We start from the raw sequence: 16,805 nt of genomic DNA, 5'->3' as shown, positions 1-16,805 counted from the left end.
TTCACCCGAACGTGAAGGCGTACGCCTCGACGCCGGGGGAGAAGGACAGGCGCAGCACGTCGTCGCGGACGCCCTGGTCGTACAGCGTGTACAGCGTCGGGGCGCCGCCCACCGTCACGGTCCGATGGAACGCGGGGTCGCCCGCGAGGCTCACGTCCACCGTCCCGGTGCCGCCGAGCACGAGGAACACCCGGCTCGCGTAGAAGTGGTACGCCAGCGCGGCTCCGGCTCCGGCGTCCGCGTGCTCGCCCTGGATGGTCCACGTCCCGTCCAGGGCGTACGAGTCCCGCGCCGGGGTGCCGGACGAGTGGAACACCGCCGGCCGGCCGACCGTGACGTCGGCGTTGGCGATCGACCCCATCCGGTCCGAGCCGAGGTAGGTCTCGGGCGACTGGTTCGCCGTGGTGCCAGCCCAGTCGGGCGGCGGCGACACCTCGGTCGGCAGACCGGTGGGTGCCGACGTCCCGAGCAGCTGCCGGATGAGCGCGTCGGTCTGCGCGTAGTCGCCCTCGCCGTAGTGCACCTGCCGCACCTCGCCGGTGCGGTCCACGAGGTAGTGCGCCGGCCAGAACTGCTGGTCGTACGCATTCCAGGTGGCGTAGGCGTCGTCCAGCGCGATCGGGTACGTCACGCCGAGCCGTGCGGCGTTGTCGCGGACGTTCGCCTCGACGTGCTCGAACGCGAACTCGGGCGTGTGCACCCCGATGACCACCAGCCCGTCCTTGCCGTACTGCGCGGCCCACTGCTCGGTGTACGGCAGCGTGCGCTGGCAGTTGATGCACGAGTACGTCCAGAAGTCGACCAGCACCACCTTGCCGCGCAGGCCCGCCAGCGTCAGCGGCCCGGAGTTGAGCCACGAGGTGATGCCGGTCAGCTCGGGGGCCGGGCCGCAGTCGTGCAGCGTCGTCGGGTCGTTGGCGCACTGGTCGAACGACTGCGCCCCGGCACCACCACCACCGCCGCCGAGTGCCGCGAGCTGCTGGCGCGAGCCGGACTCGATCCGGTCGGACAGCGAGGAGAGGAAGCCCGGGACCGCGCGCTGCAGCGGCTCGGCGACGTTGGTCGCGATGACGAGGGCGGTCGCGAGCATGACGACCCCGCCCACCGCCCGCACCGCGGGCGTGCGCCGCCGCACCGCCCGGACGCGCCCGGCCAGCGCCCGGCCGCCCGTCGCGAGGACGAGCAGCGGGATCGCGATGCCGACGCAGAAGGCGGCGGTGAGCAGCACGAGACCCCAGCCGATCCGCGCCGTCGCGGCGAGCACCGTGATCGCGGCCAGCACCGGCCCGGCGCACGGCACGAAGACCAGGCCGAACGCGGCGCCGAGCCAGAACGCGTTGCCGTCGCGGTCCAGCCGCGGCACCCGCAGCCGGGCGAACGGCCGCTCGATGAGGTGCCCGAGCGGGGGCCACAGCATGCCGAGCCCGACGACGGCGAGCACGGTGATGCCGAGCCACCGCAGCAGGTCCTGCGGCAGGTGGAGCAGCGTCAGCAGCGCGCCTCCGACCAGGGTGAACACCCCGAACGACGTGACCAGCCCGCCGACGACGAACCACGGCCGCCGGCGCGAGGCCGCGCCGCCGGCGGCGGAGGTCGTCAGCACCACGGGCAGCACGGGCAGCACGCAGGGCGACACCGCGGTGATGACGCCGGAGACGAGGCCGACGAGGACGAGGGTCGTCATGCCGGACGTTCGCACGCCGCCGCGGATCGGATGGGTCCGCCCGGCACGCGATCGTGGTGGACGGCGCCCGGCCCCCCGTGCCTAAGGTGACGAACGTGCCCCCCCGCGAGACCTCGACGACCCGTGTGCTGCTGCGGCTCGTCGGGTGGACCAAGGGTGCGCTGCGGCCGATGGTCTTCGGCGGGGTCGCGGCCCTCGGCGCGAGCGTCGTCTCGCTCGTCGTGCCGCAGGTGCTGCGCCGGCTCGTCAACGGCCCGCTGCTGACCGCCGGGACGCGCGCCGCCGTCCTCGAGGCCGGCGCGGTGGTGCTGGGCCTGGGCGTCGTGGAGGCGTTCCTCGTCTGGTGCCGGCGGGCGCTCATCGCCACGCCGGGCACGACGATGGAGCGCGAGATGCGGGACGCCATGTTCGTCCACCTCCTCGACATGCCGGTGGCGTTCCACGACCGGCGGTCGGGCGGGCAGCTGCTCAGCCGCATCATGAGCGACCTCAACCTCATCCGCCGCTGGCTCGTGTTCGGGCTCGTCATGCTCGTGGTGTCGGGCGCGACGGCGGTCATCGGCATCGTCCTCATGCTCGCCACGAGCTGGGTGCTGGGACTCGTCTACGTCGCCGGCGCGGTGCCCATGGTGTGGCTCGGGTTCCGGTTCCGCGAGGACTACAAGGTGGTGGCCCGGCGGGCCCGCGACCAGGCCGGCGACCTGGCGACGACCGTCGAGGAGTCGGTGCACGGCATCCGCGTGCTCAAGGCGTTCGGCCGCGGCGAGGACGCGCTCGACGACTTCGTCGCGCAGGCCGAGCAGCTGCGCGACACGGAGGTGGCCAAGGCCCGCACGCTGTCGCGCGTCTCCTTCGCGCTCGGCGCCCTGCCGGAGGGCATCCTCGCCGTCGAGCTCGCGATCGGCGTCCCGCTCGCCGCGAGCGGCCGGCTCTCGGTCGGGGCGCTCGTCGCGTTCTTCGCCACGGCGGCCCTCGTCAACAACCCCGTCGAGGCGTTCGGCCAGCTCCTGGCGATGACGCTGGACGCCAAGGCGTCGACCGACCGGTTCCTCGACGTCATGGACACCTCGCCCGGAATCCGCGACCCGGACCGGCCGCAGCTGCTGCCTCCGCCGCCTCCCGGCGGCAGCCGCGTGACGTTCGACGACGTCCGCTTCCGGCACGGGGCGTCGGCCGCCGACGTCCTCGACGGCGTGGACCTCGAGCTCGAGCCGGGCACCACGACCGCGCTCGTCGGACTGACGGGCAGCGGCAAGACCACGCTGCTCGCGCTGCTGCCGCGGCTCTACGACGTGTCCGGCGGCGCCGTGCGGATCGACGGCGTCGACGTGCGCGACCTCACGCGCCGCGACGTGCGGACCGCGGTCGCCGTCGCGTTCGAGGACCCGATCCTCTTCTCCGCCTCGGTCCGCGAGAACGTCCTCATGGGCGTGCCCGACGAGGTCGCGGACTCGCCCGAGGGCGAGCGGATCCTGCGCGAGGCGCTCGACGTCGCCCGCGCCGGCTTCGCCCACCGGCTCCCCGAGGGGCTCGAGACGGTCATCGGCGAGGAGGGCCTCAGCCTCTCCGGCGGCCAGCGCCAACGGGTGGCCCTGGCCCGGGCGATCGCCACCCGGCCGCGCGTGCTGGTCCTCGACGACCCGCTGTCGGCCCTCGACGTCACCACCGAGGCCGAGGTGACCCGCCGACTGCGGACCGTGCTCGCCGGCACCACGACGCTCGTCGTCGCCCACCGGCCCTCGACGGTCGCGCTCGCCGACCGGGTCGCCGTGCTGCAGGACGGCCGCATCACGGGCGTCGGCACGCACAGCGAGCTGCTGGTGACCCACGCGCACTACCGGTACGTGCTGACGGCGGCGCGTGCCGGGCACGACGGCGCCGCCACGCCGGCGGTGGCCCGATGAGCGCGCCCGCCCCGCCCCGCGTCGGCCGCGCCACGGCGGCCCGCCTGCCGGAGGACCGCGAGGAGCGCCGTGACAAGGAGCACGCCCGCGCCATCCGCCGCCGCTCGCTCGCCCTCCTCGGCTCGCTGCTGCGCCCGGTGAAGCGCCTGGTCCAGGGCACGCTTGCGCTCGTCGTCGTCGCGCAGGTCGCCGCGGTCGCCGGCCCCGCGCTCGTCGCGTTCGGCATCGACTCGGCGCTGCCCCGGCTGCGGGCCGGTGACCCCGCGCCGGTGCTGCTGGCGGCCGGGACCTACCTCGTCGCCGCCCTGGGGGGTGGTGCCCTGACGGCGTGGACCGTGCGCCTGTCCGCCGTCGGCAGCCAGGCGATCCTGCTCGACCTGCGGCGCCGCGTGTTCCGGCACACGCAGCGGCTGTCGCTGGAGTTCCACGAGAGCTACACGTCCGGCCGGATCATCTCCCGGCAGACCTCCGACCTCGACGCCCTGCGCGAGCTGCTCGACGGCGGCGTGACGACGCTGGCCCAGAGCGTGCTGTCGATGCTGCTGACCGCGGTCTCGCTCGCGCTCCTCGACTGGCACTCGGGCGTGGTGCTGCTCGTCGCCGTGCTGCCCGGCGCCGCGCTCACCCGGTGGTTCCAGCTGCGCTCGCAGGTCCAGTACCGCCGGACGAGGACCGCCGCGGCCCGGCTCATCGTCCGGTTCGTCGAGACCGCCGCCGGGATCCGGGCGGTGCAGGCGTTCCGCCGCGAGCCGCAGGTCGCGCGGGTCTACCACGGGCTGGCCGACGACTACCGGGCGGTGAACGCCGAGGCCATCCGGGTGAACGGCGTGTTCAGCACCGGGCTGACGCTCATCGGCAACGTCACGGTCGCCGCCGTGCTCGTCGTCGGCGGCCTGAGGGTGCTCGACGGCGGACTCGCGGTCGGCGTGCTGGCCGCCGCCGTGCTGTACGCGCGGCGGTTCTTCGCGCCGTTGGCGCAGATCGGCATGTTCTACAACGCGTTCCAGTCGGCGACCGCGGCGCTGGAGAAGCTGGCGGGGCTGCTCGCCGAGGAGCCGACGGTCCCCGACCCGGCGCGCCCGGTGCGTCTGCCGGTCGCCACCGGCGACGTCCGGTTCGACGGCGTCGAGTTCGGGTACGGGTCCGGGCCGGTGGTGCTGCCGCGGCTCGACCTGCACATCCCCTCCGGTCAGACGGTCGCGCTCGTCGGCGAGACGGGCGCCGGCAAGTCGACGATCGCCAAGCTGCTGGCGCGGTTCTACGACGTGCGGTCCGGCGCGGTGCGCCTGGACGGCGTCGACCTGCGCGAGATCGATCCCGTCGACCTGCGCCGCGCGGTCGTCATGGTGACGCAGGAGGCGTACCTGTTCTCCGGCTCGGTGGCGGCGAACATCGCCCTGGGCAACCCCTCGGCCTCGCGCGAGCAGGTCGAGGCCGCCGCGCGGGCCGTCGGCGTGCACGAGGTCGTCGCGGCGATGCCGCTCGGCTACGACACGCTCGTCGACACCCGCGGCGTTCGCCTGTCGGCCGGGCAGCGTCAGCTGGTGTCGTTCGCGCGGGCGTTCCTCGCCGACCCGGCGCTCCTGGTGCTCGACGAGGCGACCAGCTCCCTCGACGTACCGGGGGAGCGGCTGGTGCAGGAGGGGCTCCGCACGCTCCTCGCGGGCCGCACGGCCGTGGTCATCGCCCACCGGCTGTCCACCGTCATGGGCGTCGACCGGGTCCTCGTCGTCGACGACGGGCGCATCGTCGAGGACGGGTCGCCCGCCGAGCTGGTCGCGGCCGGCGGCCACTTCGCCGGCCTGCACGCCGACTGGCAGGCGTCGCTGCGCTGAGCGCCGCACGACGAGCGGCGCCTGCTCGTCGTGCGGCCCCGCTGCCGGCTCAGAGGTGGCGCGCCGTCCAGGCGTGCAGCGCGTCGCGCACGAATGTGACGCCCGCCGCCCCGCCGTAGTGCGCGGCGAACCGCTCGTCGGCCACGTACATGTCGGCGAGCCCCTCGATGTACGCCCGCTCCGGGGTGCCGCCGGCGCCCGGCGTGCCGGGGATGGACCCCAGCCATGCCACGTGCCGTGCCGCGAGCCCCTGCGCGGTGTCGGAGGCCGGGTCGGCGCCCGACGCCGCGGCCGCGCGCCAGTCCGCCGAGAGCTGCTCCTGCACCGCCCTGTGCCGCGCCTGCCCCTCCGCGCCGAGCCCGCGCCACCAGGCGTCGGACGACGCGTACGCGTCCTTGCCCCAGCGGGCCTCGACCTCCTCGCGATACTGCGTGTGGTCGAACCCGTCGAACACCTGCTCTGCCACGATCCCCTCTCCCTTCTCGCGTGATGCGATCGTCCGTTCGACCGACGCGATCTGCCGGCCGATCCGGTTCCGCTCCGAGCGCAGCCACTCCAGGTGGGTGCGCAGCGCCGCCGGCTCGTCCGCCTGCTCGTCGAGCAGCCGCCGGATCGGGTCCAGCCCGAGGCCGAGCTCGCGCAGCAGGAGGATCCGCTGGAGCCGGACGAGCGCGTCGTCGTCGTACCAGCGGTAGCCGTTGGCCCCGACGCGGCTCGGTGGCAGCAGCCCGATGTCGTCGTAGTGACGCAGCGTGCGGCTCGTCGTGCCCGCCAGGCGGGCGACCTCCTGGATCGATGCCTCCATGTCGACGACGGTAGATCTTGACGTCGCGTCAAGGTCAAGCCGGGGTTGCGAGAAGGCCCTCGGGACGCCTTACCGTTCCGGCATGGCGATCGCGGAGGCGGCGGCGGGTCAGGAGCTCCCGGCGGACCGGGAGGTCCTCGACTGGGACCTGTTCGGCACCGCGATCCGGGAGCTGGCGCAGGCGGTGGCCGACTCCGGGTTTGCGCCGGACGTCGTCGTCGCCGTCGCGCGCGGCGGCCTGCCGGTCGGCGGTGCGATGTCCTACGCCCTCGGCACCAAGGCCGTGGGCACGCTCAACGTCGAGTTCTACACGGGCGTCGACGAGCGGCTGGCCGAGCCGCAGGTGCTGCCGCCGCTGCTCGACACGGACGCCCTGGCCGGGCTGCGCGCGCTCGTCGTCGACGACGTGGCCGACACGGGCGAGACGCTCGCCCTCGTGCAGCGGCTCATCGCGGCGCACTGCGAGCAGGCGCGCACCGCGGTGCTCTACGCGAAGTCCCGGTCGGTCGTCGACCCGGACTACGTCTGGCGGCGCACCGACCGCTGGATCACCTTCCCGTGGTCCGCGCTGCCGCCCGTCACGCGGCGCTGAGGCGGGCCAGCACCGCCGCGGCGAGCTCGTCGGGCCGCCCGACGATGCCGACGACCCCCGCCCGCTCGAGCTCGCCGTCGGGCGCGTAGCCCCACGCGGCGCCGAGCGTGTCGATGCCGTGCGCCCTGGCCCCCGCGACGTCGTGCTCGCGGTCGCCCACCATGAGCGCGTGGCGGCTGTCGACCGCGGGCAGCGAGGCGAGCGCCGCGGCGATGACGGACGCCTTGTCCGACGCCACCAGGTCCGCCGGGGCGCCGAAGACCCCGTCGACCGCCGCGGCGAGCCCGAACCGCTCCGCGATCGGCACCGCGTACACGGTCGGCTTCGAGGTGGCGATGAGCAGTGTGGCTCCTGCGGCCCGCAGCTCGGCCAGCGCCGCCGGGATCCCCTCGAACACCGAGTTGTCCCACATGCCCCGCGCGGCGAACTCGGCGCGGTACGCCGTGATGGCCTGGCCGATCCTGGCCTCGGGAACGCCGTGCGCCCGGAACGAGCCGACGAGCGGCGGCCCGACGAACGTCCGGAGCGTCGCGTCGTCCGGCACGGGCAGCCCGAGCGCCGCGTAGGCGACCCGCGCGGACGCGACGATCCCGGGTGCGGAGTCGGTCAGCGTGCCGTCGAGGTCGAGCAGGACGAGGGGCCGCACGGTCATCCCACCATTGTCCTCGGCGTTTTCGTGGCCTCCCCGCACGGGGCGCCGGTAGCCTCGCGACGATGATCACCTCGCGGGTGCATGTCAACCAGGTGGGCTACCTCACCGGCGGCCCCAAGGGTGCCACGCTCGTCTGCGCCGAGGACTCCCCGCAGCAGTGGCAGCTGCGCGCCGCGACCGGCGAGGTCCTCGCCGAGGGGGACACCGTCCCGCGCGGCCTCGACCCGAGCTCCGGCTCGCGGGTGCACACCGTCGACTTCTCGGCGGTGCGCACGCCGGCGGCACGGGTGCACCTGGTGGCCGACGGGGCGACGAGCCCGTCCTTCGCCATCGGCGGCGGCCTCTACGACCGCCTGCTGCACGACGCGCTCACGGTGTTCACGCTCCAGCGCAGCGGCGTGGCGATCGGCGCGGACGTCGCGGGCGCGCAGTACGCGCGCGCCGCGGGGCACCTCGGGATGGAGCCGAACCTCGGCGACACCCAGGTCAGCCCCTTGCCGCGGGGTGCGGCCTTCACCAACCACGGCGCCGACCTGTACGCCGGCTGGTCCGGCGACTACGTGGTCGACGGCAGCGGCGGCTGGTACGACGCGGGCGACCAGGGCAAGTACGTCGTCAACGGCGGCATCGCGGTCGCCCAGCTCCTGGGACTCGTCGAGCGCGCGCTGCGTGCCGGCCAGGACGCCGGTCCCGGCACACCCGCGGCCCTGGCGCTCGACGAGGCGCGCTGGGAGCTCGACTGGATGGTCCGCATGCAGGTGGCGCCGGGCCTGCGGCTGGCCGGCATGGTGCACCACAAGCTGCACGACGAGCGCTGGACGCCCCTGCCGACGCTGCCGGCCCTCGACCCGCAGCGACGGTTCGTGCATCGCCCGTCGACGGCGGCGACGCTCAACCTGGCCGCGGTCGCCGCGCAGGTGGCGCGCCTCATGGCCGTCGCCGACCCCGAGTACGCCGCGCGGATGCTCGAGGTGGCGCGCACCGCCTACCGGGCCGCCCGCGCCAACCCGGTGCTGCTCGCGCCGGACACCAACGTCATCGCCAACTTCGGCGGCGGGCCGTACAACGACTCCGAGGTGGACGACGAGTTCTACTGGGCCGCCGCCGAGCTGTACCTGACGACGGGGGAGGCGGGCTACCTCGCCGACCTGCGCGACAACCCGTACCACCTCGGCGGCGCCAAGCCGGCGTTCGTGCCGCAGGGCTTCGACTGGCGCGACGTGGCGGCATGGGCGCGGATGCAGCTGGCGGTGGTCGACTCGCCGCTGCCCGAGCGCGACGAGGTCCGCGTCAGCCTCGTTGGCGCGGCCGAGCACCTCCTGGCTCACGACGAACCGTTCGGCCACCTGTACTCCCCGCCCGACGGCCGGTACGCGTGGGGCTCCAACGGCATGGTGGCGAACTGCGCGGGTATCGTCGCCGCGGCGTCCGACGTCTCGGGCGATCCCCGCCTGCGCGACGGCGCCCTCGCCGGCATCGACTACCTCCTGGGCCGCAACGCCATGGGACTGTCCTACGTCACCGGTCACGGCAGCGCCTACGCCCACCACCAGCACTCCCGCTGGTACGCCCGGTCGCTCGACCCGTCGCTTCCCGACCCACCCCCCGGAACCCTGTCGGGTGGCCCCAACTCCGACGTCCCCGACCCCGTCAGCGCACCCCTCGCCGGCCGCCCCGCGCAGCGCTGCTACGTCGACGACGTCCAGGCGTTCGGCGTCAACGAGATGGCGGTCAACTGGAACTCGGCCCTCGCGTGGCTCGTGGCGTTCGCGGCCTCCCAGGGCGACGGCCTGCCCGCCGCCTGAGGCCGCTCCCGCGGTCCGGCGCGCTGGCCCGGGTGCCCTCGTGCCCTCAGGGCTCCTCGTGCCCTCGGGGGTTCCCGCCCTCAGGAGGTCCCGCCCTCAGGAGGTCCCGCCCAGGAGGTCCCGCGCGCTGACCCCGGTGCGCCGCGCGCGGGAGCCCCGGGCTCCCGCATCACGCGCAGCACCCGCGCGACGTCACCGTCCGTGGCCACGATCTCGTCGAGCGGTTGCACCGATATCGGGCCTCGGCTCGTCGCCACGACGACGTGGCGTGCCACCTCCTCAGGTGTCGTCATGCGCGCCCGCAACGTGTCGAACCACGCGTCGAGCAGGAATCGCCCGTCCGGGCACGCCGCCGCGATACGTGCCCGGACAAGGTCGCCGTCGCGCTCGCGGTCCGCGGGACGCGCATCGCGCGGCAGCCCGAAGTCGATCGGCCGGTCCGCCCCGTCGGCTCGTACCTTCACCGCGCTGCGGATCTGGTCCGCCAGCCAGGCATAGGTCGCGTCGGTGTCGGCGAATGCCACGTCGATCGCGGGGACCGAGACAGGAGCGCCGAGCAGGGCCGCAGCCGCGACACCCTCGACCCGACAGACGACCTCGTCGATCGCGAACAGGCTTCCCCACACCTGGAGCACGTCCTTCGCGCCCTCCGGGTCCGCGCGTCGCGCCTCGATCTCCCGGCGAACGTCGGCATCCAGCGGCTCGAGCTCCACACGCATCTGCACCCCGGCTGCCGCCAGAAGGGCGGTGAGCATGCGCAGGGACGGATGCCGCGCGCGGCACTCGATCAGCGCGACCGCCTGGCGCGTCACTCCGGCCCGTGCCGCGAGCGACTCCTGGCTGAGACCCGCCTCACGGCGAGCCCGCTTCACCAGGGCCGCAGGGTCCATGGTGGCGATCATGGCGGATGCACCGGCCTCGACTCCCGGAGCGATGCCCGCGCCTGTGGACAGGCGCCGGCTCCGCCCCGGCGTGGCCACTACCCCCGCCCGCCGTGACCCTGCGCCGCCGGCCGTGACCTCGCGCCGCCGGCCTGACCCTGCGCCGCCGGCCGTGACCCGCGCCGACCGCGGGTGGGCAGTCGGCGCCCCTGGCCCGGTGATGCTCGCGCCCTCGGCCGTTCCCGACGCGCCGTCTGGCTGGCTGGCGGCCGGCTCGTCGACCTCGTGCTCCTCGCGCCACCCGCAACGCGGGGGCGTCATTGTTGACTCCCCGTTGCGGACGTCGCGAGGAGGGGTCGTCCGGTGCGCGATCTGCGCCGACTAGCCAGGTCCTCGGCGGCCGCGGTCTTCTCGCGCGACCCGCAACGCGGCGGCGTCATTGTTGACTCGCCGTTGCGGACGTCGCGAGGAGGGGTCGTCCGGTGCGCGATCCCGCCCGGTCGCGGTGGCGCCCGGGACTGCGCACGGTGCCGCACGCCGCGTCACGGTGGGGCGCGGGCAACGGGTCCTAGACTGTGCGACACAGGCGTCGACCCGGCCATCACCGGCGAGCCTCCGGAGGAACGGGTCGTGGCCTGAGGGACACGGCCTCAGTAGAACCGGACGGGGCAGGCCCGTCACAGCCGTCGGAGAGGGGCCGGGACCGCGGGTGACACCGCGTGAGCGGCAAGCGGGGTGGTACCGCGGTGGTCCGCCGCGCGGCTGCGGGAGTGGTGCGCAGCTGTCGTCGGGCTCGTCGTCCTCGCGTGGCAGTACGACCCAGTACCGACGCGCACGCTCGAGGAGAACCACCCGTGGCCTATCCGTTGCACCGGCCCGAGGCCGTCCCCGCCTCGCCGGACCTCCCCGCTCTGGAGAACGGCGTCCTGGCCTACTGGAAGGCGGACGGCACGTTCGTCGCCTCCGTCGAGGGGCGCGACACCGGGCGCGACGGCAGCAACGAGTTCGTCTTCTACGACGGACCCCCGTTCGCCAACGGGCTGCCGCACTACGGGCACCTGCTGACCGGGTACGTCAAGGACGTCGTGCCGCGGTACCAGACGATGCGCGGGCGGCGCGTGGAGCGCCGCTTCGGCTGGGACACGCACGGGCTGCCGGCCGAGCTCGAGGCCGAGCGGATCCTCGGGATCACCGACAAGTCGCAGATCGACGAGATGGGCATCGCCGCGTTCAACGAGGCGTGCCGCGAGTCCGTGCTGCGCTACACGCAGGAGTGGCAGGAGTACGTCACCCGGCAGGCACGCTGGGTCGACTTCGAGCACGACTACAAGACCCTCGACCCGACCTTCATGGAGTCGGTGATCTGGGCGTTCAAGACCCTCTACGACAAGGGCCTGGCGTACGAGGGCTACCGCGTGCTGCCCTACTGCTGGCGCGACCAGACGCCGCTGTCCAACCACGAGCTCCGCATGGACGACGACGTCTACGCCGACCGTCAGGACCAGACGGTCTCCGTGACGTTCCCGTTCGCCGGTCCGGAGGCGGAGGCGCTCGGGCTGGCCGGCGTGTCCGCGGTGGCGTGGACGACGACCCCGTGGACCCTGCCAACCAACGAGGCGCTCGCGGTCGGGGCGGACATCGCCTACGTCGTCGTGCCCGCCGGCCCGAACGGCACCTCCGCCGGTGACGGGCCCTTCCTGCTCGCGCGCGACCTCGTGGGCGGCTACGCCAAGGACCTGGGCTACGCCTCCGCCGCCGACGCGCTCGCGGCCGCGACGCGGGAGCTGCGGGGTGCCGAGCTCGAGGGGCTGCGCTACGAGCGGCTGTTCGACTACTTCGCGGACGCGGAGCGCTGGGGGACCGGCACCGCGTGGCGGGTGCTCGTCGGGGACTTCATCACCACCGAGGACGGCACCGGGGTGGTCCACCTGGCGCCCGCCTACGGCGAGGTGGACCAGCAGGCGTGCGACGCCGCCGGCATCCCGACGCTGCTGTCGGTCGACGAGGGCGGCGTGTTCACGTCGGTGGTCCCGGACTTCGCGGGGCTGCAGGTGTTCGAGGCGAACATGCCCATCATCCGGCGGCTGCGCGAGGACGGCCGGCTGCTGCGGCAGGCGTCCTACGTGCACTCCTACCCGCACTGCTGGCGCTGCCGGAACCCCTTGATCTACAAGGCCGTGTCGAGCTGGTTCATCCGCGTCAGCGCGTTCCGGGACCGGATGGTCGAGCTGAACCGGCAGATCACCTGGACGCCGGAGCACGTCAAGGACGGCATCTTCGGCAACTGGCTCGCCGGGGCCCGCGACTGGTCGGTGTCCCGCAACCGGTACTGGGGCACGCCCATCCCGATCTGGCAGTCCGACGACCCGGCGCACCCGCGCACCGACGTCTACGGCTCGTTCGCCGAGCTCGAGCGGGACTTCGGGCGGCTGCCACGCAACGACAAGGGCGAGCCGGACCTGCACCGGCCGTGGATCGACGAGCTGACGCGGCCGAACCCGGACGACCCGACGGGGCGCTCGACGATGCGCCGCATCACCGACATCTTCGACGTGTGGTTCGACTCCGGGTCGATGCCCTACGCCCAGGTGCACTACCCCTTCGAGAACCAGGACTGGTTCGAGCACCACTACCCGGGCGACTTCATCGTCGAGTACATCGGGCAGACCCGCGGCTGGTTCTACGTCATGCACGTGCTGGCCACCGGGCTGTTCGACCGGCCGGCGTTCCGCTCCTGCGTGTCCCACGGGATCGTGCTGGGCGACGACGGCCGCAAGGCGTCGAAGTCGCTGCGCAACTTCCCCGACCCGATGGAGATGTTCGACACGTACGGCTCGGACGCCGTGCGGTGGTCGCTCATGAGCTCGCCCGTGCTGCGGGGGGGCAACCTCGTCGTCGCCGAGGAGAACATCCGGGAGGGCGTGCGCCAGGTGCTGCTGCCCCTGTGGAGCACGTACTACTTCTTCGCGCTCTACGCGGGTGCGGCGGCGGGCGGCGCCGGCTACGTCGCGACGACCGTGACGCCGGAGCGCGCCGCCGGCCTGCGGCCGATGGACCGGTACCTGCTGGCGCACACCCAGGAGCTCGTGGACGCCGTGACGGCCGCGATGGACGTCTACGACATCGCCACCGCGTGCGGGCTCGTCCGTGAGCACCTGGACGTGCTGACGAACTGGTACGTCCGCACGCAGCGCGACCGGTTCTGGGCGGAGGACGACGACGCGTTCGACACCCTCTACACCGCCCTCACGGTGCTGACGCAGGTCATGGCGCCGCTGGCGCCGATGGTGGCGGAGGAGATCTGGCGGGGCCTGACGGGGGGCCGCTCGGTGCACCTCACCGACTGGCCGACCGTCGTCGCCCCGGTCGAGCCGGCGCTGACGGACGTCATCGACGGCGTCCGCCAGGCCGTGTCGACGACGCTCGGGCTGCGCAAGGCGCACCAGATCCGCGTGCGCCAGCCGCTGCGCACGCTCACGGTGGCGGTCGCCGACCCGGAGGGGTCGCGGGCCTACACGGAGCTGCTGGCGGGCGAGCTCAACGTCAAGGAGGTGGTCCTGGTGCACGACGACGAGGAGACCGCGACGCGGTACGGGATCTCCCGCCGGCTGACCGTCAACGCCCGCGCGGCCGGGCCGCGGCTCGGCCGCGCCGTGCAGGGCGTCATCCAGGCGGCCAAGGCCGGCGCGTGGAGCGAGACGCCCGACGGCGTGGTCGTCACGGTCGACGACTCTCCGGTGACGCTCGAGCCCAGCGAGTACGAGCTGACCACCGTGGTGGCGGGGGGCGGTGACGGTCAGGACCGCGTGGTGGCGGCGGCCGTGCTGCCGGAGGGCGCCGGCTTCGTCGTGCTCGACCTGACGCTCGACGACGAGCTGCGGGCGGAGGGCGTCGCACGCGACGCCATCCGGGCGGTGCAGGACGCCCGCAAGGCCGCCGGGCTCAACGTGTCCGACCGGATCCGGCTCACGCTCGGCGTGCCCGCCGGGCAGGTGGCCGCCATCGAGGCGCACCGGGACGTCGTCGCGCGCGAGACCCTCGCGACCTCGTTCGTCGTGCGGGAGGCGGACGACGTCGTCGTGGAGCTGGAGGTCGCGGGCGCATGAGCAAGCCGTCGTCGGGTGCGGAGCACCACCGGGACGAGGCCGAGCGCCGGGCGCGCGAGGCCGCGGACGAGGTCTACCGGGGGATCCTCGAGCGCGCGCCGGAGCACGAGATCGACCCGACCCTCGACCGCGTGCGCGAGGTGTGCCAGCTGCTGGGCGACCCGCAGCTGGACTACCAGGTGGTGCACATCACGGGGACGAACGGCAAGACGTCGACGTCGCGGATGGTCGAGCGGCTGCTGCGGGAGCACGGGCTGCGCACCGGGCGGTTCACCTCGCCGCACCTCACGCGGGTGACCGAGCGGATCGCGATCGACGGCGAGCCCATCAGCGACGAGCGGTTCGTCGAGGTGTGGCAGGACGTGGCACCGTACGTCCACCTCGTCGACCAGCGCTCGCTCGAGCGCGGCGGCCCGCGGCTGAGCTTCTTCGAGGTCTTCACCGTGATGGCGTTCGCGGCGTTCGCGGACGCGCCGGTCGACGTGGCCGTCATCGAGGTCGGCATGGGCGGCCGGTGGGACTCGACCAACGTCGTGCACTCGCAGGTGCAGGTGATCGCGCCCGTCGCGATGGACCACCAGCGCTACCTCGGCGACACGCTCGCCGAGGTCGCCGGCAACAAGGCGGGGATCATCGAGGAGGGCGGGACCGTCGTCGTCTCGCGGCAGGACGAGGTCGCGGAGGGGGTCATCCTCGCGGAGGCCGCCGCCAAGGGCGCGCGCGTGGTGCGCGAGGACGTCGACATCGCCGTCGTGGAACGGATGCCGGCGGTGGGCGGCCAGCTGCTGACGCTGCGCGGGCTCGGTGGCGTCTACACGGACGTGTACCTGCCGCTGTTCGGCGAGCACCAGGCGCACAACGCGCTGCTCGCGCTGGCCGCGACCGAGGCCCTGCTGACCGGCGGCGCCGCGCTGGACGGCGGGGTGGTGGAGGCCGCGTTCGCCGACATGTCGTCGCCCGGGCGCCTGGAGGTGGTGCGCTCCAGCCCGACCGTCGTCGTCGACGGCGCCCACAACCCCCACGGTGTCGCGGCGCTGGTCGCGGCGCTGGAGGAGTCCTTCGCGTTCGACCGGCTCGTCGGCGTCGTGGCGATCATGGACGACAAGGACCCCGAGGCGATGCTCGGCCTCCTCGAGCCCGTGCTCGACGAGGTCGTCGTCACCCACGCGTCGACGTCGCGGTCCTTGGACGTCGACGAGCTGGCGGAGATCGCCGAGGACGTGTTCGGCCCCGACCGGGTCCACCGGGCCGAGCGTCTCGACGACGCGATCACGCTGGCGGTGGAGCGCGCCGAGGCCGAGGCCGAGCGCGGTGCCGGTGTGCTCGTCACCGGCTCGCTGTACCTGGTGGCGGAGGCCCGCGTCCTGCTGGGGCGCGCCTGACCGGGGCCGGTTCGTCGTCTATGGTCGATGCGACGAGCCGGAGGGACCACATGACCCTGGACGTGGGCTGGGCGCTGGACTGGGTCCACGCCGCGGCGACATCGGTCGCGGTGCATCGGGACGAGCTCATCGACCTCGACCGCCAGATCGGTGACGGGGACCACGGGGCGAACCTCGACCGGGGGTTCACGGCGGTGCTGGCGCGGCTCGACGGCCTCGAGCAGCGACCCGCCCAGGTCGGCGACGTGCTGCGGCTCGTGGCGACCACGCTGATGTCGACCGTCGGCGGCGCGTCCGGCCCGCTGTACGGCACCGCGTTCCTGCGCGCCGCGAAGGTGTCGGCGCTGCCCGACCTCGACGCGTCGGCGACCGTCGCGCTGCTCGAGGCGGCGCTCGACGGGATCGTCGCGCGCGGCAACGCGTCGCCGGGGGAGAAGACGATGGTCGACGCCTGGGCGCCCGCGGTGGACGCCGCAGTCGCTGCCGCCGACAACGGCGCCTCCCCCGCGGGCGTGCTCGCCGCGGCGGCCGTGGCGGCCGAGGCCGGGGCGCACGCGACGATCCCGCTGGTGGCCACCAAGGGCAGGGCGTCCTACCTGGGGCCGCGCTCGGCCGGGCACCTGGACCCCGGCGCGCGGTCGAGCGAGCTCATCCTGCGGGCGGCCGCCGAGGCCGCGGCGTCCACGTGAGCGCCGCCGCGGAGCCGGCGTCCACCCCGGCGATCCGGCGCAAGCGGCCGGCGACGATCGTCTTCGCCGAGGCGATGCTGCTGCTGGAGGCCTTCCTCGTCGTGTTCGCGACGCTCGTGGCCTTCGGGCTGCGGGTGGCGCCGAACGGCGAGGTGTGGGGGGTGGGCCTCGGCCTGGCGGCGGCGCTGGCCATCCTGGCGGGGCTGCAGCGGTTCCGGGCCGGCCGCGTGGCCGGCTCCGTGGCGCAGGCGGCGGTGCTGGCGGGCGGGTTCGTGGTGCCGATGATGTTCGCCATCGGCGGCGTGTTCGTCGTCATGTGGGTCGCGATGGTCCGCCTGGGGTGGCGCATCGACCGGGAGCGCGCGGCGTTCGACGCCGCCCATCCCGACGCGGTCGAGCCGCCGTCGCCGCGGCGCCCCCGCTGATCCCGGGCGCGCACCGGCGCCATGGCCAGGGCCGATAGGGTGCAG

Annotated in this window: 12 protein-coding genes; 8 read left to right on the top strand and 4 right to left on the bottom strand. The window is 74.2% G+C overall.

Annotation, left to right across the window (positions count from 1 at the left end; genetic code table 11):
- Window position 1: 1 nt before the first annotated feature.
- Window positions 2-1,684: a cytochrome c biogenesis protein DipZ gene (locus tag BGO37_RS03025; protein ID WP_291752136.1), complete on the bottom strand. Its 1,683-nt coding sequence runs from the start codon at window positions 1,682-1,684 to the stop codon at window positions 2-4.
- A gap of 170 nt (window positions 1,685-1,854) precedes the next feature.
- On the opposite strand from BGO37_RS03025, the gene BGO37_RS03020 reads away from it, so the two are divergent.
- Both BGO37_RS03020 and BGO37_RS03015 read left to right on the top strand, forming a co-directional pair.
- Entirely contained in the window at window positions 1,855-3,588 is a 1,734-nt protein-coding gene (locus tag BGO37_RS03020) for an ABC transporter ATP-binding protein (protein ID WP_291752292.1), read from the top strand.
- Window positions 3,585-5,423 (top strand): ABC transporter ATP-binding protein, encoded by a 1,839-nt coding sequence (locus BGO37_RS03015; protein WP_291752134.1) that lies wholly within the window; start codon window positions 3,585-3,587, stop codon window positions 5,421-5,423. Before BGO37_RS03020 ends, BGO37_RS03015 begins: the two co-directional genes overlap by 4 nt.
- A 49-nt stretch (window positions 5,424-5,472) precedes the next feature.
- On the opposite strand, the gene BGO37_RS03010 is transcribed toward BGO37_RS03015, so the two are convergent.
- A complete protein-coding gene (locus BGO37_RS03010) occupies window positions 5,473-6,228 on the bottom strand; it encodes a MerR family transcriptional regulator (protein WP_291752133.1) in 756 nt (251 codons plus the stop codon).
- Between the two features lie 82 nt (window positions 6,229-6,310).
- Between BGO37_RS03010 and BGO37_RS03005 the strand changes: the two genes are divergently transcribed.
- Window positions 6,311-6,820: a phosphoribosyltransferase gene (locus BGO37_RS03005; protein ID WP_291752131.1), complete on the top strand. Its 510-nt coding sequence runs from the start codon at window positions 6,311-6,313 to the stop codon at window positions 6,818-6,820.
- On the opposite strand, the gene BGO37_RS03000 is transcribed toward BGO37_RS03005, so the two are convergent.
- Window positions 6,807-7,472, bottom strand: coding sequence for an HAD hydrolase-like protein (locus tag BGO37_RS03000; RefSeq protein WP_291752129.1), 666 nt, complete (start codon window positions 7,470-7,472; stop codon window positions 6,807-6,809). The two genes, BGO37_RS03005 and BGO37_RS03000, sit on opposite strands and share 14 nt — an antisense overlap.
- A gap of 62 nt (window positions 7,473-7,534) precedes the next feature.
- On the opposite strand from BGO37_RS03000, the gene BGO37_RS02995 reads away from it, so the two are divergent.
- On the top strand, window positions 7,535-9,277 hold the full coding sequence (locus tag BGO37_RS02995) for a glycoside hydrolase family 9 protein (RefSeq protein WP_291752128.1): 1,743 nt from the start codon (window positions 7,535-7,537) through the stop codon (window positions 9,275-9,277).
- Window positions 9,278-9,357: 80 nt separating this feature from the next.
- Here the strand turns inward: BGO37_RS02995 and BGO37_RS02990 are convergent, their stop codons facing one another.
- Window positions 9,358-10,167 (bottom strand): helix-turn-helix transcriptional regulator, encoded by an 810-nt coding sequence (locus BGO37_RS02990; protein WP_291752126.1) that lies wholly within the window; start codon window positions 10,165-10,167, stop codon window positions 9,358-9,360.
- A gap of 845 nt (window positions 10,168-11,012) precedes the next feature.
- On the opposite strand from BGO37_RS02990, the gene ileS reads away from it, so the two are divergent.
- Genes ileS through BGO37_RS02970 form a run of 4 tightly spaced genes read left to right on the top strand, consistent with a single transcriptional unit; the run spans window position 11,013 to window position 16,760 of the window.
- On the top strand, window positions 11,013-14,264 hold the full coding sequence (ileS, locus tag BGO37_RS02985; protein ID WP_291752125.1) for an isoleucine--tRNA ligase: 3,252 nt from the start codon (window positions 11,013-11,015) through the stop codon (window positions 14,262-14,264).
- Entirely contained in the window at window positions 14,261-15,646 is a 1,386-nt protein-coding gene (locus BGO37_RS02980) for a folylpolyglutamate synthase/dihydrofolate synthase family protein (RefSeq protein ID WP_291752124.1), read from the top strand. The genes ileS and BGO37_RS02980 overlap by 4 nt, the downstream gene beginning before the upstream one ends.
- A gap of 50 nt (window positions 15,647-15,696) precedes the next feature.
- Entirely contained in the window at window positions 15,697-16,335 is a 639-nt protein-coding gene (gene dhaL, locus BGO37_RS02975; RefSeq protein WP_291752123.1) for a dihydroxyacetone kinase subunit DhaL, read from the top strand.
- On the top strand, window positions 16,332-16,760 hold the full coding sequence (locus BGO37_RS02970) for a DUF4233 domain-containing protein (RefSeq protein WP_291752122.1): 429 nt from the start codon (window positions 16,332-16,334) through the stop codon (window positions 16,758-16,760). The genes dhaL and BGO37_RS02970 overlap by 4 nt, the downstream gene beginning before the upstream one ends.
- Window positions 16,761-16,805: the final 45 nt, after the last annotated feature.

Source organism: Cellulomonas sp. 73-92 (assembly GCF_001898175.1).
GTDB lineage: Bacteria > Actinomycetota > Actinomycetes > Actinomycetales > Cellulomonadaceae > Cellulomonas.
The sequence above is the reverse complement of the archived record's forward strand: the minus strand, read 5'-3'. Positions and strand labels throughout refer to the sequence as shown.